Below are 19,014 nucleotides of genomic sequence, written 5' to 3'. Positions count from 1 at the left end.
ACGATGGAGGGCCGCCAGGCCCGAAGGAGGAGGGAAATGCTAAAGTCACACAGCCGACTATCCCGTGCGGGAGAGTCCCTCGCAGCCGGTGGGGGACGCCGAAGGAGCAAATCCTCCCCGGAACCTCTCAGGCCCACGGACCGCACGGGCCAGGCGACCTCTGGAAAGCGGGGACCCCGGTCCCCCGCCGAAGGTGAAAGCCCGCCGCGCGGCGGGTGAAGCTCTCAGGCGCCGATGACAGAGGGGGAGGCACCGATACGCCCGGTGCGCGAGTGGGACGATGGACCACGCGCGCCCGTGACGAAGGAGCCGAACCCATGTCCGCCGAACCGACCGCGAAGAAGACGCCGCTGCACGACGTCCACGAGGACCTCGGCGCGAATCTCGTCGACTTCGCCGGCTATCTGATGCCGCTCCGCTACGCGAGCGAGACCGCCGAGCACCAGGCCGTCCGGACCGGTGCCGGGCTGTTCGACCTGTCGCACATGGGGGAGATCTTCCTCTCCGGGCCGGGCGCGGGCGCCGCGCTCGACTTCGCGCTGGTCGGCAACCTGTCGCCGATGCCGGTGGGCAAGGCCCGCTACACGATGATCTGCGGGCAGGACGGCGGCGTCCTGGACGACCTGATCGTCTACCGGCTCGCGGACGAGACGTGGATGGTGGTCGCGAACGCCGCGAACGCCGCCGTCGTGCGGGACGCGCTGACCGAGCGCGCCGCGGGCTTCGAGGCCGCGGTGGACGACCGCTCCGACTCCTACGCGCTGATCGCCCTCCAGGGGCCGCGTTCCCAGGGAATTCTCGAGGGATTCACCGACGCGCCGCTGGAGGGCCTGAAGTACTACGCGATCCTCGCCGGGCGGGTCGCGGGCGTCGACGCGCTGGTCGCCCGCACCGGATACACGGGCGAGGACGGGTTCGAGCTGTTCGTCGACGCGGCGGACGCCGTCGCGCTCTGGAAGGCGCTCGCGGCGGTGGAGGGCGTCGTCCCCGCGGGGCTGTCGGCCCGCGACACGCTGCGCCTCGAGGCGGGGATGCCGCTGTACGGCAACGAGCTGACCGCCGAGACGACGCCGTTCGAGGCGGGCCTCGGCCGGGTGGTGATGCTGGACAAGCCCGGCGATTTCGTGGGGAAGGGCGCCCTGGCGGCGCAGGCGCAGACCCCGCCGGGCCGTAGGCTCGTGGGACTGGTCGCGCGGGGGCGTCGCGCGCCCCGGAAGGGGTACCAGGTCGTCACGTCCGGCGGCGCGCCGTGCGGGGTCGTGACGAGCGGAGCCCCGTCGCCCACACTGGGCACGCCGATCGCCATGGCGTACCTCGACAGCGGCGTCGAGGAGACGGGCCTCGCCGTGGACGTCCGCGGCCGGCAGGAGCCGGTGGACGTGGTGGCCCTGCCGTTCTACAAGCGTTCCTGATCTGCAAGCGTTCCCGAAGAAGTTGTCCGGCGGTGCGGGGCTCGCCCCCACAGTGGAAAGAGAGAAGTGATCGTGAGCGTTCCGGAGGAGCTCCGCTACAGCGAGGAGCACGAGTGGGTGTCGGGCCTCGGTGGCGAGGACGGCATCGTCACGGTCGGCATCACCGCGCACGCCGCCGACGCCCTCGGTGAGATCGTCTACATCGAGCTGCGGCCGTCGGAGGGCGACACCGTCGAGGCGGGCGAGCCGTGCGGCGAGGTGGAGTCGACCAAGTCGGTCAGCGACGTCTACTCCCCGGTCAGCGGCGAGATCACCGCGATCAACAGCGCGGTGGTGGACGAGCCGAAGGTCATCAACGACGACCCGTACGGCGAGGGCTGGATCTTCAAGGTGCGGATCTCGGAGGAGCCGGGCGATCTGCTCGACTCCGCCGCCTACGACAAGCTGATCGAGGAAGCATGAGCGCCCGGAAGCACGCGGGGAGCACGGAATGAGCTTGTACGACTCCCTGGGGACGGCCGATCCTGAGGTCGCCGAGGCCGTCACGGCGGAGCTGCGGCGCCAGCAGGACACCCTCGAGATGATCGCGTCGGAGAACTTCGCGCCCGTCTCGGTGCTGGAGGCGCAGGGTTCGGTCCTGACCAACAAGTACGCCGAGGGGTACCCGGGCCGCCGCTACTACGGCGGCTGCGAGTTCGTCGACATCACCGAGCAGCTCGCGATCGACCGGGCCAAGGCGCTGTTCGGCGCCGAGCACGCGAACGTCCAGCCGCACAGCGGGGCGCAGGCCAACACGGCGGTCTACTTCGCGCTGCTCCAGCCGGGCGACACGATCCTCGGCCTGGACCTCGCGCACGGCGGGCACCTCACGCACGGGATGCGCCTGAACTACTCCGGCAAGGTGCTGAACGTGGTGCCCTACCACGTCCGCGCCGAGGACGGCCTGGTCGACATGGAGGAGGTGGCCGCCCTCGCGGCCGAGCACCGCCCCAAGATGATCGTGGCGGGCTGGTCGGCGTATCCGCGGCAGCTCGACTTCGCCGCGTTCCGCGAGGTCGCCGACTCGGTCGGGGCGCTGCTCATGGTCGACATGGCGCACTTCGCGGGGCTGGTCGCGGCGGGGCTGCACCCCTCGCCCGTCCCGCACGCCGACATCGTGACGACCACGACGCACAAGACGCTCGGCGGTCCGCGCGGCGGGCTGATCCTCGCCCGCGAGGAGTACGGCAAGAAGATCAACTCCGCGGTGTTCCCCGGCATGCAGGGCGGCCCGCTGGAGCACGTGATCGCCGCCAAGGCCGTCGCCCTCAAGATCGCGGGGTCGGAGGAGTTCCGGGCCCGGCAGGCGGTCACCGTGGAGGGCGCGAAGCTGCTGGCCGAGCGCCTGCTCGCCGAGGATTCCGCCAAGGCCGGCGTCAAGGTCCTGACCGGCGGGACGGACGTCCACCTCGTGCTGGTCGACCTGGTGGACTCCGAGCTCACCGGGCGGGACGCCGAGGACCGCCTGCACGACATCGGCATCACGGTCAACCGCAACGCGGTGCCGAACGACCCGCGCCCGCCGATGGTCACCTCCGGCCTGCGGATCGGCACGCCCGCGCTCGCGACCCGCGGCTTCACCGCCGAGGACTTCGCGGAGGTCGCGGACGTGATCGCGCTGGCCCTGCAGCCGTCCTTCGACCGGGACCGGCTCGCGGAGCGGGTGAAGGCGCTGGCCGCCGGGCACCCCCTGTATCCGAACCTGTGACGTTCCGGCGCCCCCTCCCCCGGCGGGGAGGGGGCGCGGCTACAACGAGGTAGCTAGGCGGTTGTGGAATGGCCATCAGCGTTTTCGACCTGTTCAAGATCGGTATCGGCCCGTCGTCGTCCCACACGGGCGGCCCGATGGCGGCCGCGCACCGGTTCGCCCGCGGCCTGCACCGCGACGGGCTGCTGGAGAAGACCGCGTCCGTCGCCGTCACCCTCTACGGGTCGCTCGGGCTCACCGGCAAGGGCCACGGCTCCGACAAGGCCGTCATCCTCGGCCTCGAGGGCGACAAGCCCGAACTGGTCGACGTCGACCGGGTGGACGAGCGGCTCGCGGCGATCCGCGAACGCGGGGCCCTGCGCCTGTTCGGCGACCACGACATCCCGTTCGCGGTGAACGAGCACCTGGTCCTCGAGCGCAAGGAGTCGCTGCCCGGCCACCCCAACGGGATGCGCTTCACGGCCCTGGACGACGCGGGCGGGGAACTGCGCGCCAAGGTGTACTACTCGGTGGGCGGCGGCTTCATCCTGGACGAGAGCGCCACCGGAGCCGACCGCATCAAGCCCGACGACACCGTCCTGCCCTACCCCTTCGACACCGCCGCCGAGCTGCTGGAACTCTGCCGGGAGACGGGCCTGTCGATCTCGGGGCTGATGCTGGAGAACGAGAAGGCGTTCGGCCGCACCGCCGCCGAGATCCACGACGGCCTGCTGGAGCTCTGGCAGGTGATGCGCGCGTGCGTCGCCCGGGGCTGCACCCGCGAGGGCCTGCTGCCGGGCGGCCTGAAGGTGCGCCGCCGCGCCCCCCAGCTGCACCGCCAGCTCTCCGTCGAGGAGGCGTCCGACCCGCTCCACGCGATGGACTGGGTCACCCTCTTCGCCCTCGCCGTCAACGAGGAGAACGCGGCGGGCGGCCGCATCGTCACCGCCCCCACCAACGGCGCCGCGGGCATCATCCCGGCCGTCCTGCACTACTGCGACCGGTTCGTCCCGGGGTGCGACGACGAGGGCGTCGTGCGGTTCCTGCTGACCGCGGGGGCGATGGGCGTGCTGTTCAAGCAGAACGCCTCCATCTCCGGCGCCGAGGTCGGCTGCCAGGGCGAGGTCGGCTCGGCCTGCTCGATGGCCGCCGCCGGGCTCACCGAGGTCCTCGGCGGCACGCCCGAGCAGGTGGAGAACGCCGCCGAGATCGGCATCGAGCACAACCTCGGCCTGACCTGCGACCCCGTCGGCGGCCTGGTCCAGGTGCCCTGCATCGAGCGCAACGCGGTCGGCGCCATCAAGGCCATCAGCGCCGCCCGCATCTCCCTGCGCGGCGACGGCCGCCACTTCGTCTCCCTCGACAAGGCCATCAAGACGATGCGCGACACCGGCCGCGACATGCTCGACAAGTACAAGGAGACCTCGCGCGGCGGCCTCGCCGTCAACGTCATCGAATGCTGACCCCCCGAGCCCCGCGCACCCGAGCCCCGCGCGTTGCTAGCGCACTGGGATGTCGAGGCCGTGCTCGCTTGTGGGGCGGGGGCCGCGGATGCGCCGGTCGGCCTCGGCGATCGGGACGTCGTTGATGCTCGCCTCGCGGCGCCGCATGAGGCCGCGCTCGTCGAACTCCCACAGCTCGTTGCCGTAGCTGCGCCACGACTGCCCGCCCGCGTCGTGCCACTCGTACTGGAACCGGACGGCCATCCGGTTCTCGCGGAATCCCCACAGGCTCTTGCGCAGCGCGTAGTCGAGCTCGCGCTCCCACTTCGCCGTCAGGAAGGCGATGATCTCCTCCCGTCCCGCGACGAACCGATCCCGGTTGCGCCATACCGAATCGGGCGTGTAGGCCAGGGCCACCCGCCGCGGGTCCCGGGTGTTCCATGCGTCCTCGGCCGCCTGGACCTTCAGCTTCGCGGTCTCCAGGGTGAACGGCGGGAGGGGCGGACGGTCCTGCGGCACCGCCGATTCCTGTTGCACTGGGCCTCCTCAGGTTGAGAACGGTCGTTCTCCATCGTTGCGGCTAAAGTAGGGAACGTACGTTCTCCACGTCAAGTCAGGAGTGCCGATGCCGGCCGCGATCACCGAGGAGCAGCAGTACCGCGATCGGCAGGCACTGCTGGACGTCGCCGAGCGCCTCTTCTACCGGCAGGGCGTCCAGGCGGTGGGCATGGACGAGCTGCGGACGGCCGCCGGTCTGCCCCTCAAGCGCATCTACGGGCTCTTCCCGACGAAGGAGGCCCTCGTCGTCGCGATGCTGGACCGCCGCGACCGCCGCTGGCGGGCCAGCCTGGCCGCCCACCTGGACGCGGTGCCGGACCCCCGGGAGCGCGTCCTCGCCCTGTTCGACTGGCTCGCGCAGTGGTTCACCGAGCCCGGCTACCGCGGTTGCGCCTGGGTCAACGTCCACGGGGAGCTCGGCTCGACGTCCGCCGCGATCACCGAGGCGGCCAGGGCCCACAAGCAGGCGTTCCACGAGCAGGTCGTCGAGCTGGTCTCCCCCGTCGACGCGTCCGCCGCCGAAGCCGTCTACCTGCTGGCCGAGGGCGCCATGGTGGTCGCGGGCGTCCACGGCGACCCCACCGCCGCCGCCCGCGCCCAGGCGGGCGCCCGCCTTCTCCTGGACAGAACCTCCTGACCGGCCCGGCTCCGGAGCCCCGCCGAGCTTGACCTTGCCGTTGGCGGCAGGGTTCCAGGCTCAGGGCCATGAAGACGAACTCGGAAGACAGGATCGTCCTGGTGACCGGCGCGGGAACCGGGATCGGACGCGCCACGGCGCGCATGTTCGCCGCCGAGGGCGCCCGCGTGGTGGCCGTCGGCCGCCGGCCCGGACCGCTCGCCGAGACCGCGAGCGGGCACCCCGGCATCGAGCCGCTCGCCGCCGACATCACCGCCGACGGTGCCGCCACCGAGATCGTGCACAGGGTCACGGACTCCCATGGACGGCTGGACGTGCTGGTCAACAACGCGGCGATCGTCCAGAGCGGGACGCTGGAGGCCCTCACCCCGGAGACGCTCGCGCCGCAGCTCGCGACGAACCTGGTGGCGCCCGTCCTGCTGACCCGGGCGGCGCTGCCCGCGCTGGACGGCGGCGGGGTCGTCGTCAACGTCAGCACGTCCGTGGGGCAGCGGGGCTGGCCGGGCAACGCGTTCTACGCCGCCACGAAGACGGCGCTGGAGACGCTCACCCGCAGCTGGGCCCTGGAGCTCGCACCCCGCGGCGTCCGCGTGGTGGCCGTGGCTCCCGGAGCGGTCGCCACCCCGATGGGCGAGCACCAGGGCCTGTCCCCCGAACGCCTGGCGGCGCTCCGGCAGTGGCAGATCGAGCACACCCCGCTCGGCCGCGTCGGCCGCCCCGAGGAGGTCGCATGGGCGATCACACGTCTGGCCTCCCCGGCCGCCTCGTTCGTCACCGGCGCCGTACTCCCGGTGGACGGCGGCGCGGTGATCGCCTGACCATGCCGCACGGTGGGCGGGCACGGCGAGCGGACACGGGGAGCGGGCACGGTGGGCTGCGCGGCGCCTGGTAGGACTGGGGGCGGAGGTGGTGGCGGGTGCGGATCGGCGAGCTGGCGCGGATCACCGGGACGACGCCGCGCGCGCTGCGGCACTACGAGGAGGCGGGGCTGATCGCTTCCCGCCGGGCGGGCAACGGGTACCGGATCTACGAGGAGGGCGCGGCCGTGCGGGTCCGCAACATCCGCGAGCTGCTCGCCGTCGGCCTCACCCTCGACGACGTGCGCGCGTTCTCGGTCTGCCTGGACGGCGACGTCGCGGCCTCGCCCCCGTCCGAGAGGGGGCTCCGGATCGCCCTGGACCGCCTCGCCGTCCTCGACGCGCGCATCGCCGCCCAGACCGAGGCCCGCGACCGCCTCGCCGGGGCCCTGGCCCGGGCGGCCGAGCGGCGCCCGGGCCCCGCCCGCTGACCCGCGCGCCTCGCGAACGCCGCACCAGGCTTATTCGATGGCACCGCGCCGGGAACCGTGTGATGATCGCGGCATGCCGGTCGACTCTCATCTGCTCGCGGTGTTCCTCGTGACCTCGATCATCGCGATGGTGATCCCCGGGCCCGACATGCTGTTCATCCTCGGATGCGGCATGCGGGGCGGGCCCCGCGCGGGGCTCCTCGCCACGGCCGGGGTCGCGACGAGCGAGGCCGTGCACGTCGCCGTGGCAGCGGCGGGGCTCGCCGCGCTCTTCGCGGCGGTGCCGGTCGCGTTCACGGTGGTCCGGATCGTCGGGGCCGCCTACCTGATCTATCTGGGCGTCCAGACCCTGCGGCACCGCAGGGACGTGGACGTGGAACCGGCCGGGGTCTCGGGACGGCGGGCCTACCTCAACGGGCTGCTGACCAATCTGCTGAACCCGAAGATGGTCACCTTCACCATCGCGTTCCTGCCCCAGTTCATCGATCCCGCCCTCGGGCACGTGTGGGTGCAGTTCGCGATCCTGGGCGCCGTCCTGATCGCCCTGGAGTTCCTCGTGGACGGCACGGTCGGCGTCCTCGCGGGCCGCATCGGAGACTGGCTGCGCCGCAGGCACACCGCCCGCCGCAGGCTCAACGCCACGGTGGGAACCCTGTTCATCGGCCTCGGCGTCCGCCTGGCCGCGGAACGCTGACGTCCCCGTCCGGACAGGCGGGACGGGTCAGGTGCGGGCGCCTCGGCCGGTGGGCGAGTGGGCGCCTCGGCGGGCCTCGTTTCCGCAGTGGCCGCAGACGACCATGGGGCTGACCGCCTCACCGCACGAGTGGCGCCAGCGCACGGGCGGGTCGTCCGGGTGCAGGTGCCGGTCGCCCCAGGCCATCAGCACGAGCAGGACGTCGCACAGCTCCACGCCGGCGGGCGTGAGGTGGTACTCGTGCCGCACCGGGTGGTCGCTGTAGCGCTCGCGGCGGATGATGCCGTTCGCCTCCAGCTTGCGGAGGCGGGAGGTGAGGATGTCGCGGGACGCGCCGGTGTTGTGGACGATCTGGTCGAACCGCCGCACCCCGTAGCTCAGCTCCCGGATCGCCAGCAGGCTCCAGCGCTCGCCGACCAGGTCCAGGGTGTCGGCGATGGAGCACTCGCGCGGGTCGGCGTCCTTCGGCATACCGGGAAGCCTAGCCGCCGGGCCCGGCCGGCCCGCCCGGTCAGAGCCGCTCGACGACGGTGGCGTTGGCAAGGCCGCCCGCCTCGCACATGGTCTGGAGTCCGAACCGGCCACCGCGGTCCTCCAGGGCGTGCAGCAGCGTCGTCATGAGGCGGGCGCCGCTCGCGCCGAGCGGGTGGCCGATCGCGATCGCGCCGCCGCGCACGTTGACGCGCGCGAGGTCGGCGCCGGTCTCGCGCGCCCACGCGAGCACGACCGGGGCGAAGGCCTCGTTCACCTCGAACAGGTCGATGTCGTCCAGGGTGAGGCCGCCGCGCTCCAGCACCTTCGCGGTCGCCGGAATGATCGCGGTGAGCATCAGCAGGGGGTCGTCGCCGGTCACGGCGAACGAGTGGAAGCGGGCCCGCGGGCGCAGGCCGAGCCGCTCGGCGACCTCCGCGCCCATGACCAGGACGGCGGCGGCGCCGTCGTTGACCGGCGAGGCGTTGCCCGCGGTGATCTTCCAGGCTATCTCGGGGAACCGCTCGGCCATGCGCTCGTCGTGGTAGGCGGGCTTCAGGCCGGCGAGGACCTCCGGCGACGTCCCCGGCCTGACCGTCTCGTCCCGCTGGCCCGGCCAGGCGACCTCCCGGTCGAACTCGCCGTTCTTCCACGCCTCGGCGGCACGGCGGTGGGACTCGTAGGCGTAGGCGTCGAGCTCCTCCCGCGACAGGTCCCAGCGGGCGGCGATCAGCTCGGCGCTGATGCCCTGGCCGACGAGGCCGCCGGGGTAGCGGTCGCGGAGCCCCGTCCCGAACGGGTCGCTTCCGGGCAGGACGCTCGACCCCATCGGCACCCGCGACATCGACTCGACCCCGCACGCGACGGCGATGTCGTAGGCGCCGCTCTGCACGCCCTGCGCCGCGATGTGCAGGGCCTGCTGGGACGAGCCGCACTGCCGGTCGACCGTCATGGCGGGGACGCTCTCGGGGAACCCCGCGGCGAGGACGGCCGTGCGGGTGATGTTGAGCGCCTGGTCGCCGGCCTGGGTGACGACGCCGCCGATCACATCGTCCACGGCCGCCGGATCGATGCCCGCCCGCTCGACGAGGGAGGCCAGCGTCCGCGCCAGCAGGTCGGCCGGGTGGTCGGCGTGCAGGGCCCCGTTCGCCTTGCCCTTGCCCAGCGGAGTGCGCACGGCCTCCACGATCACCGCGTCCCGCATGGATCCCACCTCCGTTGTGTTTTCCAACTAACTCGGCCAGTATCGGCGGAGCGAGTTGGAGAACACAATCCACTGCGCAAGTGAGCTGGATTACACTGAGTTGGATTACACAACTAAGCAGAGAAGAACCCGGAGGTCGCGGCGTGCCGCGACCTCCGGGCCATCGGGCCGCTCAGCGGGAGGGGCCCATGCCGTGGTCCGTCTGTTCCCTCCATGCGTCGAAGAGCCCCTCACCGGAGCCGCCCGAGTACCGTCGTTCGGACAAACGCGCCTCCTCGGTCTCCTCGACGTCACGTTCACTTCGGACGTTAGCCCAGCAAGCCGACATAGCCCCCAAATGGGACCTCAAGGTGTCGTCAAGCATCGGGCCCGCCGCCCCGGACGCGACCACCCGGCCCGCGTACGCCTCACCGGCCCTGCACCTCTCACCGGCCGTGCGTTCCGCCAGGCCCCTGAACGCCTTCGCAGCCCTGCACCAACTCGCCAGCCGTGCACTCTCGCCGGCCGTGCCCTCGCGCCGGCCGTGCATCAACTTGCCAGCCTTGTACCGACTCGCTACCCCTTGTACATCTCCCGCATCTTGCGCGCGGCGTCGCCCGGTTTGCGCTTCGGCCCCTTGCCCGTGGTGGCCTCCTCGGCGCGGCGCGGCCTCTTCTCGCGCTCCGGTTCGGTCTCCGCCTTGCCTGTGGGCTTACCGGGCTTGCCAGGCTTGTCGTTCACGACAACTCCCCCGATGTCGTTCCAACTGTCCTCTCATTGATACCCCGTCTACAGGGGATAGAAGCGCACCTCAGGACGGCCGACCTGACCGTAGTGGGGACGGCGGTCGGCCAGCCCGCTCTCCGCCAGGTACTCCAGGTAGCGGCGGGCGGTGACCCGGGACACGCCGGTGAGATCGGCGGCAGCGGCGGCGGACAGGCCGTCCGCGGCGGAGGCCAGCACGTCCGTCACGGCCCGGAGCGTCTCCCCGCTCATCCCCTTGGGCAGCGCATGGTGATCGGGCGTGCGCAGGGTGGCGAGCATCCCGTCCACGTCGGCCTGCCCGCTGACCTCCCCCGAGCCGACCGCCTGCTCCCGGAACCGCGCGTACCGGACGAGCTTGTCGCGCAGCGACGCGAACGTGAACGGCTTCAGCAGGTACTGGACGATGCCCACCGCCACGGCGGTGCGGATCACGGCGAGGTCCCGCGCGGAGGTCACGGCGATGACGTCCACGTCCCGTCCCCCGGCGCGCAGCGCGCGGCACACGGTGAGGCCGTGCGTGTCGGGCAGGTAGAAGTCCAGGAGGACGACGTCGACCTGGGTGCGCTCGCAGAACCGCAGCGCGTCCGCCCCCGAGTGCACGACGCCCGCGACGGTGAACCCGGCGACGCGCTCGACATAGGTCCGGTGCGCCTCCGCGGCCACCGGGTCGTCCTCGACCACCAGCACTCTGATCAACGTTCACCGCCCCCGCGCCGGGCCTCGGCCGTCTGCCTCGGCGGGACGCCACTGGAGAGGGGCAGCCGGACGGTGAAGACGGCGCCGCGGCCCCCCTCGGCGGCGCTCACCCGCACGTCGCCGCCGTTGCGCCGGACGGCCTGGCCGACCAGGGCGAGACCGAGGCCGTGCCCGACCGGGCCGCCGGACGTCTTCGTCGTCCAGCCGCGCCGGAACATCGCGGGCACCGCGGACGGGTCCACGCCCGGCCCGCTGTCGGACACCTCCAGCACGAGCACCCCGTCCTCCTCGCGGGCGACGACGCCGACGCGCGGCGCCCGGTCGGCGGCCCCCTCGATGGCGGCGTCGACCGCGTTGTCGATGAGGTTGCCGAGGATCGTGACCAGGTCGCGGGGCTCGACCGTCCCCTCGATCGCGGTGTCCTCGCCGATCACGAGCTCGACGCCGCGCTCGCCCGCCTCGGCGGACTTTCCGAGCAGCAGCGCCGCCAGCACCGGCTCACCGACCGAGCCGACGACCCGGTCCGTGAGCCGCTGCGCGCTCTCCAACTCGGCGGTCGCGAACTCCACCGCCTGCTCGGGACGGCCCAGCTCCACCAGGGACACCACCGTGTGCAGGCGGTTCGCGGCCTCGTGCGCCTGCGAGCGCAGCGACTCGGTGAACCCGCGCACCGTGTCGAGTTCGCCCGTCAGCGCCTGCAACTCGGTGTGGTCCCGCAGGGTGACGACGTTGCCCATCGCCCGGTCCCGCGACCGGACGGGCGAGGTGTTCACCACCAGGATCCTCGTGTCGCCCACGTGGATCTCGTCCGAGCGCGGCTCCCCGGAGACCAGCGTGGCCACCAGTTCCTCCGGCAACCCCGACTCCGCGACGTCCCGCCCGCGCAGCTCCCCGCCCACCAGGTCCAGGAGGTCTCTCGCGGCGTCGTTGCAGAGGACGATGCGGCCCGTGCGGTCGAGGATGAGCAGGCCCTCGCGGACGGCGTGGAGGATGGCCTCGTAGTACTCGAACATGCCGCGCAGCTCGTCGGGGGCGACGCCGCGCGTCTGGCGGCGCAGGCGGGCGGAGACGAGGTAGCTGCCCGCCATCCCGACCGCGAGGACGGCCGCGGCGACGGCGCCGAGGGCGACCAGCCGCTGGCGGAGTTCGGCCGAGATCGCCTTCACCGTGATGCCGACGGCGACCAGCGCGACCACGCGGCGGTCCTCGTCGAAGACGGGCGCGACGGCCCGGACGGACGGCCCGAGCGTCCCGGTGTAGGTCTCGGTGAACGTCCTTCCGGCGAGGGCGGGGGCGGTGTTGCCGACGAACCTCCCGCCGATCCGGGACGGGATCGGGTGCGTGTAGCGGATCCCGGCCGGGCTCATGATCGTGATGAAGTCGACCCCGGCGTCGTGCCGGACCCGCTCGGCGTACGGCTGCAGGAGCCGGCTCGGGACGGGGTCGGCGAGCGCGGTCCGGACGGTCGGCGCGTCGGCGATGCTCACCGCGACCGCCGAGACCGTCTGCGCCGCGCGGTCGTCGACGGCGCGGCCGGAGTCCAGGAAGGCCAGCGCCGCACCGGCCGCCACGAGCAGCCCGACGATCGCCGCCTGGAGCACGAGCAACTGCCGTGCCAGGCTCCAGCGACCCGGCACCGCCCACCGAGGACGCACCCCGCCCCCTCCTCACCGAAGCTCTCGGCCTGGTCAAAGGCCTCGTCCCATAGCGGACCTCAGCCCGATCAAAGCCTCAGCCCCGACGAAGCCTCGGCCGCACAGCACTCCATGGCCGGCCCAGACCCCGCATGAGGTCTGCGCCTCGTCCTTTGTCGTGAACGAAATGTACACAAGGGTGACCGCCGTCACAGAACCGCGCATAGTCACGTGTGGACAGACCCCCACCCCCTGCCTGACCTGCGAGCTCACCTCCAGGGCGGCGCCCACGGTGTGCATGCTCCGGCCCCGCCGGAGGATGGGCGCCGCCGCGGGGCGGCTGCCCGCCCGCGCATCCGGCGGGCGGGCGCCGCCCCTCGTACCGAGGCGGTGCCGCCCCTCGTACCGAGGCCGGGTCCTGAGCCGAGGAGACCCACCCGTGACCCCACCCGCCACCGCGCCGCGACCGGCCCCCGATCCCGACCGCCGGAAGCAGAGCCGCGTCCACTACCTGTACCTCGCCGTCGTCGCCGCCGTCGTGGCGGGCGCCGTCGTGGGGCTCCTCGCGCCGGACTTCGCCCAGGAGCTGAAGCCGATCGGCACCGCGTTCGTCAACCTGATCAAGATGATGATCGCGCCGATCATCTTCTGCACGATCGTGCTCGGCATCGGCTCGGTCGCCCGCGCCGCCGAGGTCGGCAGGATCGGGCTGGTCACGATCAGCTACTTCCTGGTGATGTCGACCCTGGCCCTGGCCATCGGGCTGCTCGTCGGCAATCTTCTGCACCCGGGCTCCGGGCTGCATCTCGATCCGTCGTCGGTCGCCGAGGCGAAAACGCAGGCCAAGGGCGGCGAGAGCACCACCGACTTCCTGCTCGGGATCATCCCGGACACGCTGGTGTCGGCGCTGACGGAGGGGCAGGTGCTCCAGGCGCTGCTGGTCGCGATGCTCACCGGGTTCGCGCTCCAGGGGCTCGGTCCGGCGGGCGCGCCGATCCTGCGGGGGATCGAGCACCTGCAGCGGCTGGTGTTCCGCATCCTCTGGATGATCATGTGGGCGGCCCCGGTCGGGGCGTTCGGCGCGATCGCGGCCGTGGTGGGATCGAGCGGCTGGGACGCGCTCAAGAGTCTCGCGGTGATCATGCTGGGCTTCTACGCGACGTGCGCGGTGTTCGTGTTCGTGGTGCTCGGCGCGGTGCTGTGGGCCGTCAGCCGGATCAGCGTGTTCTCCCTGCTGCGCTACCTGGCCCGCGAGTTCCTGCTGATCCTGTCGACGTCGTCGTCGGAGTCGGCGCTGCCGCGCCTGATCGCGAAGATGGAGCACCTTGGGGTGAGCCGCCCGGTCGTCGGCATCACCGTGCCGACCGGGTACTCCTTCAACCTGGACGGCACCGCGATCTACCTGACGATGGCGACGCTGTTCATCGCGTCCGCGCAGGACCAGCCCCTGTCGGTCGGCGCGCAGATCCCGCTGCTGCTCTTCATGATCGTCGCGTCGAAGGGCGCGGCGGGCGTCACCGGCGCGGGCCTCGCCACCCTCGCGGGCGGCCTCCAGTCGCACAAGCCCGCGCTCGTGGACGGGGTGGGCTTCATCGTCGGCATCGACCGGTTCATGTCCGAGGCCCGCGCGCTGACGAACTTCGCGGGCAACGCCGTCGCCACCGTGGTCATCGGCACGTGGACGAAGGAGTTCGACGCGGAGCGGGCCCGCCGCGTCCTCGCCGGGGAGGACCCGTTCAACGAGGACACCCTGCTGGACGACCACGGCCCCACCGCCGAGCCGTCCGCCACGCGCAAGGAGCCGGCCCCCGCGACCGGCGCCGCACCCGCCTAGACCCGGCCGTTCACGCGGACTCGGGTTCCGGCCGGCGCCCGCGCCGTTGCCCGCGCGGGCGCTCGATCGACGGCCGGAAGCGGACCACCACCGGAAGGTCGGGCATCCCGACCGCACGGCGGTAGCGCTCGACAGGGCCGGCCCCCAGCTCCCCGTAGACCTCGCTCACGAGGGTGTCGCCCTCGCAGGCCACCTTCAGCCGGAGGCGGGGCCTGTCGGCCGTCCCGGTGAGCCGGGCGCGGACGCCGTGCACGCCGGGCAGGCCGCGCGCGTCCCGGTTCAGGGAGTCCGCCGCGGCGCGGGCCCGGGCGCGGACCTCGGGGTCGAGGTCGGGCCACCACTGATGGACGACGGCGCGCCCCTGGACGACCAGCCACACCTGACCGGCGAGTGCCACCGCCTCCGCGGCCGCCGCCGCGGCCGGCAGGAACCATTCGGTCTCCCCCGTGAACCGCGCCAGCGCGGGGTCGAGCAGCGGCCGGTCCGACAGGGCGCCGAACGCGTCCAGCGCGCCGAGCCCGAGGGCGAGTCCGGACGCGCCCGCCAGCAGCAGCACCGCCCCGGTCACCGCGATCGCGATCCTCATCGTCAGTCCTTCCGCCAGCCGAGCCGGACGTCGACCGGAGGCCGGTGCATCGGCTCGATCCGGTCCAGGCGCTCGTCGACCGCCTCGTGGACGAGGTCGGCGAGGTTCGCCGGGTTGCGGTAGTCGGTGGCGGCCCGCACCAGGATCCCCCGGCGGAAGATCCCGAGCCCCCGGACGCGGACGCGCTCGATGCCGGGTACCTCCAGCGCCGCGGCGGCGATCGTCCGGCGCAGCGCGGCCCGGCCGACGACGCCCGCGAGCCGCGGATCGGCGCCCGCGAGCGGCACCCCGCGCAGCCGTCCGGGCAGCGCGGCCAGCAGGAACGCCGCGCCGAGCGCGGCCACCGCCCCCGACGTCGCGAGGACGTCCGGGTCGTCCCACGAATGCCGCCGCAGGAGTTCCACGACCGGGGCGACACCCGGCACCGGGTGCACGCCCGACCCGAGCGCGCCGGCCATCAGCTCGATGGCGGCGACCCCGCCGAACGCGGTCACCAGCAGCGCCGCGGCGAACCCGGCGAGTGCGCGGCGGGCCCGCAGCTCGCGGACGGCGAGCCGGCGCGCCAGCCGCCTGCCCTGCGCCTCCTCGATCAGCTCCTCGACCATCGTCTCGGCCATAGCCACCCCCGTAGCCGTCGGCACGTCCGACTTCGTCACCCATGGTGCGCGAAAGTTACGCGGAGTGAAACACGCCATGCCGACATCTCACGCGTTCGCCGGCCGGAAGAGCCGCAGGTCAGCGGAAGACGACCGTGCGATCGCCGTTGAGCAGCACCCGGTGCTCGGCGTGCCAGCGGACGGCGCGGGCGAGCGCGAGGCACTCCACGTCGCGGCCCACGGCCACCAGTTCCTCGGGGCTGTGGGTGTGGTCGACGCGCGCGACCTCCTGCTCGATGATCGGCCCCTCGTCCAGGTCGGCGGTGACGTAGTGCGCGGTCGCGCCGATCAGCTTGACGCCGCGCGCGTGCGCCTGGTGGTAGGGGCGGGCGCCCTTGAAGCTCGGCAGGAACGAGTGGTGGATGTTGATGATCGCGCCGGGCAGCTTGGCGCAGAAGTCGTCGGACAGGATCTGCATGTACCGGGCGAGGACGACGAGGTCGGCGCGGTAGTGTTCGACCAGGGTCAGGATCTCGGCCTCCTGCGCGGGCCTGCCGCCCGGCCCCACCGGCAGGTGGTGGTAGTCGATCCCGTACGACTGGGTGAGCGGACGGAGGTCGGGGTGGTTGGACGCGACCGCGACGATGTCGATGTCGAGCAGCCCGGAGCGCGTCCGGTACAGCAGGTCGTTGAGGCAGTGCCCGCCCTTCGACACCATGATCAGGACGCGCGGGCGCTCGGCCAGCGGGTGCAGCCGCCACTCCAGCCCGAGCTCGGGGACCAGGGAGGCGAACGCGCCGCGCAGCTCGTCGGGGTCGGTGTCGCCGAGCACCCTGAACTGCACCCGCATGAAGAAGGTGCCGGAGCCTCCGTCGCCGAACTGCTGGCTCTCGACGATGTTGCACCCGCGCTCGGCCAGCAGCCCCGATACGGCGGCCACGATGCCGGGGCGGTCGGGGCAGGACAGGGTCAGCACGTACTCGTCCAGCACGTTCTCGTTCACGGCTTCGCTCACGGGTAGGTTCACGGATCTCACTCTTGCCTAGGCGCGGGAAGCGCCAGCTCAGGACGGTTCGAAGGTCGCTGCCGAGCTTACGCGGCCCCGCCCCCGCCCCGCCGCCGTACCGGCCGGTCAGGCGGCGGGCCCGTCCGCCGCCGCCCGAGGGGCCGCCGACGGCCTGCCGGGCGCCGGCTCGTCTACCGGCGAGTAGTTTGAAGGCTCCCCTTGGGGTTACCTTTGCCCCCATGCGGCGAATCGCGCTCGTGGCGCTGGCGGTCACCCTGGCCCTCGCGGGTTGCACCGACAAGTCCGGTGAGCAGGGTGGCAAGGAGGGGAAGGGCGGCCGGCCGGCGACGGTCGACGGCGTCCCGACCTCCGCGGGGACGCACAAGCAGAAGCTCGACGTGGGGACGGTCGGGCACCGCGACTACCTGCTGCACGTCCCGGCCAAGGTCGCGGAGGGCGACTGGAAGGACGGCAGGCCGGCCGGCCGTCCCGCGCTGGTCATCGCCCTGCACGGCGGCCTCGCCAACATGTCGAAGATGCAGGACCTGACCGGGTTCGACGAGCTCTCCGACGAGCACGGCTTCCTCGTCGCCTACCCCGACGGGTTCATGACCACGTGGAACGCGGGCGACTGCTGCGGCGCGGCGAAGGTCGGGAACATCAACGACGTCGGCTTCCTGAGCAAGCTCATCGACAAGCTCACCGGCGCCGGGCTGGCCGACCCGAAGCGCGTCTACGTCACCGGGTTCTCCAACGGCGCCGGGATGGCGTACCGGATGGCCTGCGAGAAGCCGGACAAGGTGGCGGCGATCGGGGTGGTCGAGGGCGCCCTCGTGACCAAGTGCGACCCGGGCCGGCCGGTCTCCGCGATGATCTTCCATGGGACGGCGGACGGGAACGTCCCCTTCAACGGCGGCGGGGACCGCGACTTCAACGACAAGCGCCCGTTCCCACCCGTGTCGGACGCGGTCGACTTCTGGCGCAAGGTCGGGGGGCTGCCCCAGCCGCGCGAGCGGGTGAAGGCGCAGAACGGCGACACCCGGTGCGAGAGCACCGGCAAGGGGAGGCAGGGCGTCGCGGTGACCTTCTGCAAGATCGACGGCGGGCGGCACGAGTGGCCCAAGGAGGCGAGCCCGATGCTGTGGGACTTCTTCGCCTCCCATCCGCGCGCCGGCACGTGAGGCGGGTCCGCGAGGCGGCCCGGCGGAGGCCTCCGGACTGGACGCGAGGCTGGACCCGGGACTGGACGTGAGACCTTTTCACATTTGCCCGGTACAGTGGCATCGTGACGAGCATGAACATCCGGGACCGCTATGACGCCGCGACCGCCGGGATAGAGGCGCCGTTCGCCGCCGTCGACCTCGCGGCCTTCCGCGCCAACGCCGCCGACCTCGTGCGCCGCGCGGCGGGCAAACCGATCCGGGTCGCGAGCAAGTCGGTGCGCTGCCGGGCGCTCCTGGAGGACGTCCTCGCGATGGACGGGTTCGCCGGGATCATGGCGTTCACCCTCCCCGAGGCGCTCTGGCTGGCCTCGGAGGGGCTGAGCGACGACATCCTCGTCGCCTACCCCTCCGCCGACCGGACCGCGATCGCCGCCCTCGCCGAGGACCCCCGCGCCGCGAGCACCGTCACGCTGATGGTCGACTCCCCCGAGCACCTCGACCTGATCGAGGCGGCCGCCGGCGACCGCCGCGTCCGGGTCTGCATCGACATCGACGCCTCCTACCGCCCCCTCGGCGGCCGGGTCCGGATCGGGGCGCTGCGCTCGCCGCTGCGCACCGCCGCCGACGTCCGGACGTTCGCCGAACTCGTCCTCAAGCGCCCCTCGCTCGACCTCGTCGGGCTGATGGCCTACGAGTCGCAGATCGCGGGCGTCGGGGACGTCCCGCCGGGCCGTCCGGCGCGGGGCCGCGCCATCCGCGCCATGCAGCGGCAGTCCAGGGCGGAGCTGGCCCGGCGCCGGGCCGCGATCGTCCGGGCCGTCCGGGACCTCACCGACCTCGAGTTCGTCAACGGCGGCGGCACCGGCAGCGTCGAGACGACCGCGGCCGAGCGGGCCGTCACCGAGGTCGCGGCCGGCTCCGGCCTCTACCAGCCGCACCTGTTCGACCAGTACTCCAACTTCACCGGACGGCCCGCCGCGCTCTTCGCGCTGCCCGTCGTCCGGCGCCCGGCGCCCGGCGTCGTGACGTGCCTCGGCGGCGGCTACCTCGCGTCCGGCCCGGCCGACGCCGTCCGCCTCCCCCAGCCCTACCTGCCGACGGGCCTGTCCTTCGACGGCAACGAGGGCGCGGGCGAGGTGCAGACACCGCTGCTCGGCCGCGCGGCCGACCTGCTGTCGATCGGCGACCGCGTCTGGTTCCGCCACACCAAGGCCGGGGAGCTGTGCGAACGCTTCGACGCCCTGCACCTCATCGAGGACGGGCGGCACGTCCGCACCGTCCCCACCTACCGGGGCGAGGGCCGCACGTTCCTGTGACGGCCCG

The 19,014-nt window shown here is 72.8% G+C and carries 20 protein-coding genes and 1 riboswitch; of the genes, 11 read left to right on the top strand and 9 right to left on the bottom strand.

The features are described from left to right. The first annotated feature begins 57 nt into the window (after positions 1-57). Positions 58-153, top strand: a riboswitch (glycine riboswitch). A 164-nt stretch (positions 154-317) separates the two neighbouring features. The 4 genes from gcvT to FKD65_RS32260 all read left to right on the top strand — a co-directional run bounded on the left by gcvT (position 318) and on the right by FKD65_RS32260 (position 4,601). After that, complete coding sequence (gene gcvT, locus FKD65_RS32275) at positions 318-1,412, top strand: glycine cleavage system aminomethyltransferase GcvT (RefSeq protein ID WP_141581944.1); 1,095 nt, start codon at positions 318-320, stop codon at positions 1,410-1,412. A 72-nt stretch (positions 1,413-1,484) separates the two neighbouring features. Further along, a complete protein-coding gene (gene gcvH, locus FKD65_RS32270) occupies positions 1,485-1,874 on the top strand; it encodes a glycine cleavage system protein GcvH (RefSeq protein ID WP_141581942.1) in 390 nt (129 codons plus the stop codon). Between the two features lie 28 nt (positions 1,875-1,902). Further along, complete coding sequence (gene glyA / locus FKD65_RS32265; RefSeq protein WP_141581937.1) at positions 1,903-3,159, top strand: serine hydroxymethyltransferase; 1,257 nt, start codon at positions 1,903-1,905, stop codon at positions 3,157-3,159. A 68-nt stretch (positions 3,160-3,227) separates the two neighbouring features. Next, entirely contained in the window at positions 3,228-4,601 is a 1,374-nt protein-coding gene (locus FKD65_RS32260; protein ID WP_141581935.1) for an L-serine ammonia-lyase, read from the top strand. A 36-nt stretch (positions 4,602-4,637) separates the two neighbouring features. On the opposite strand, the gene FKD65_RS32255 is transcribed toward FKD65_RS32260, so the two are convergent. Next, entirely contained in the window at positions 4,638-5,099 is a 462-nt protein-coding gene (locus FKD65_RS32255) for a nuclear transport factor 2 family protein (RefSeq protein ID WP_141587212.1), read from the bottom strand. Between the two features lie 106 nt (positions 5,100-5,205). Here FKD65_RS32255 and FKD65_RS32250 point away from each other — a divergent pair, with 106 nt between their 5' ends. From FKD65_RS32250 to FKD65_RS32235, 4 genes are all read left to right on the top strand, one after another. After that, the gene (locus FKD65_RS32250; RefSeq protein WP_141581933.1) at positions 5,206-5,775 is read left to right on the top strand and encodes a TetR/AcrR family transcriptional regulator; all 570 of its coding nucleotides are present in this window, start codon (positions 5,206-5,208) and stop codon (positions 5,773-5,775) included. A 68-nt stretch (positions 5,776-5,843) separates the two neighbouring features. Then, entirely contained in the window at positions 5,844-6,593 is a 750-nt protein-coding gene (locus FKD65_RS32245; RefSeq protein ID WP_141581931.1) for an SDR family NAD(P)-dependent oxidoreductase, read from the top strand. Between the two features lie 98 nt (positions 6,594-6,691). After that, complete coding sequence (locus FKD65_RS32240; RefSeq protein WP_141581929.1) at positions 6,692-7,063, top strand: MerR family transcriptional regulator; 372 nt, start codon at positions 6,692-6,694, stop codon at positions 7,061-7,063. Between the two features lie 73 nt (positions 7,064-7,136). Next, on the top strand, positions 7,137-7,757 hold the full coding sequence (locus FKD65_RS32235; protein ID WP_141581927.1) for a LysE family translocator: 621 nt from the start codon (positions 7,137-7,139) through the stop codon (positions 7,755-7,757). A 27-nt stretch (positions 7,758-7,784) separates the two neighbouring features. Here FKD65_RS32235 and FKD65_RS32230 read toward each other — a convergent pair whose 3' ends face one another. The 5 genes from FKD65_RS32230 to FKD65_RS32215 form a co-directional block, all read right to left on the bottom strand. Next, the gene (locus FKD65_RS32230) at positions 7,785-8,228 is read right to left on the bottom strand and encodes a helix-turn-helix domain-containing protein (RefSeq protein WP_141581925.1); all 444 of its coding nucleotides are present in this window, start codon (positions 8,226-8,228) and stop codon (positions 7,785-7,787) included. A 40-nt stretch (positions 8,229-8,268) separates the two neighbouring features. Further along, positions 8,269-9,432, bottom strand: coding sequence for a thiolase family protein (locus FKD65_RS32225; RefSeq protein ID WP_141581923.1), 1,164 nt, complete (start codon positions 9,430-9,432; stop codon positions 8,269-8,271). Between the two features lie 555 nt (positions 9,433-9,987). Further along, positions 9,988-10,152 (bottom strand): hypothetical protein, encoded by a 165-nt coding sequence (locus FKD65_RS44525; protein WP_168221260.1) that lies wholly within the window; start codon positions 10,150-10,152, stop codon positions 9,988-9,990. Between the two features lie 48 nt (positions 10,153-10,200). After that, the gene (locus FKD65_RS32220) at positions 10,201-10,863 is read right to left on the bottom strand and encodes a response regulator (protein WP_240810383.1); all 663 of its coding nucleotides are present in this window, start codon (positions 10,861-10,863) and stop codon (positions 10,201-10,203) included. Positions 10,864-10,868: 5 nt separating this feature from the next. After that, positions 10,869-12,527: a sensor histidine kinase gene (locus tag FKD65_RS32215; RefSeq protein ID WP_240809700.1), complete on the bottom strand. Its 1,659-nt coding sequence runs from the start codon at positions 12,525-12,527 to the stop codon at positions 10,869-10,871. A 418-nt stretch (positions 12,528-12,945) separates the two neighbouring features. Here FKD65_RS32215 and FKD65_RS32210 point away from each other — a divergent pair, with 418 nt between their 5' ends. Beyond that, the gene (locus FKD65_RS32210; RefSeq protein ID WP_141581919.1) at positions 12,946-14,340 is read left to right on the top strand and encodes a cation:dicarboxylase symporter family transporter; all 1,395 of its coding nucleotides are present in this window, start codon (positions 12,946-12,948) and stop codon (positions 14,338-14,340) included. Positions 14,341-14,350: 10 nt separating this feature from the next. Here the strand turns inward: FKD65_RS32210 and FKD65_RS32205 are convergent, their stop codons facing one another. The 3 genes from FKD65_RS32205 to purU all read right to left on the bottom strand — a co-directional run bounded on the left by FKD65_RS32205 (position 14,351) and on the right by purU (position 16,513). After that, positions 14,351-14,926 (bottom strand): hypothetical protein, encoded by a 576-nt coding sequence (locus FKD65_RS32205; RefSeq protein ID WP_141581916.1) that lies wholly within the window; start codon positions 14,924-14,926, stop codon positions 14,351-14,353. Between the two features lie 2 nt (positions 14,927-14,928). Further along, positions 14,929-15,543 (bottom strand): DUF6286 domain-containing protein, encoded by a 615-nt coding sequence (locus tag FKD65_RS32200; protein ID WP_141581914.1) that lies wholly within the window; start codon positions 15,541-15,543, stop codon positions 14,929-14,931. Between the two features lie 118 nt (positions 15,544-15,661). Beyond that, entirely contained in the window at positions 15,662-16,513 is an 852-nt protein-coding gene (purU, locus tag FKD65_RS32195; RefSeq protein WP_141587210.1) for a formyltetrahydrofolate deformylase, read from the bottom strand. Between the two features lie 254 nt (positions 16,514-16,767). Between purU and FKD65_RS32190 the strand changes: the two genes are divergently transcribed. Next, positions 16,768-17,709 carry a PHB depolymerase family esterase gene (locus tag FKD65_RS32190; protein WP_141581912.1) on the top strand — a complete coding sequence of 314 codons (942 nt, stop codon included), beginning with the start codon at positions 16,768-16,770 and terminating at the stop codon, positions 17,707-17,709. 113 nt (positions 17,710-17,822) lie between these two features. Further along, on the top strand, positions 17,823-19,007 hold the full coding sequence (locus FKD65_RS32185; RefSeq protein ID WP_141587209.1) for an amino acid deaminase/aldolase: 1,185 nt from the start codon (positions 17,823-17,825) through the stop codon (positions 19,005-19,007). Positions 19,008-19,014 lie beyond the last annotated feature (7 nt).

The sequence above is a fragment of the Actinomadura sp. WMMA1423 genome, from assembly GCF_006547145.1.
In the GTDB taxonomy this organism is placed as follows: domain Bacteria; phylum Actinomycetota; class Actinomycetes; order Streptosporangiales; family Streptosporangiaceae; genus Spirillospora.
This window is presented reverse-complemented; position numbering and strand designations above follow the sequence as displayed.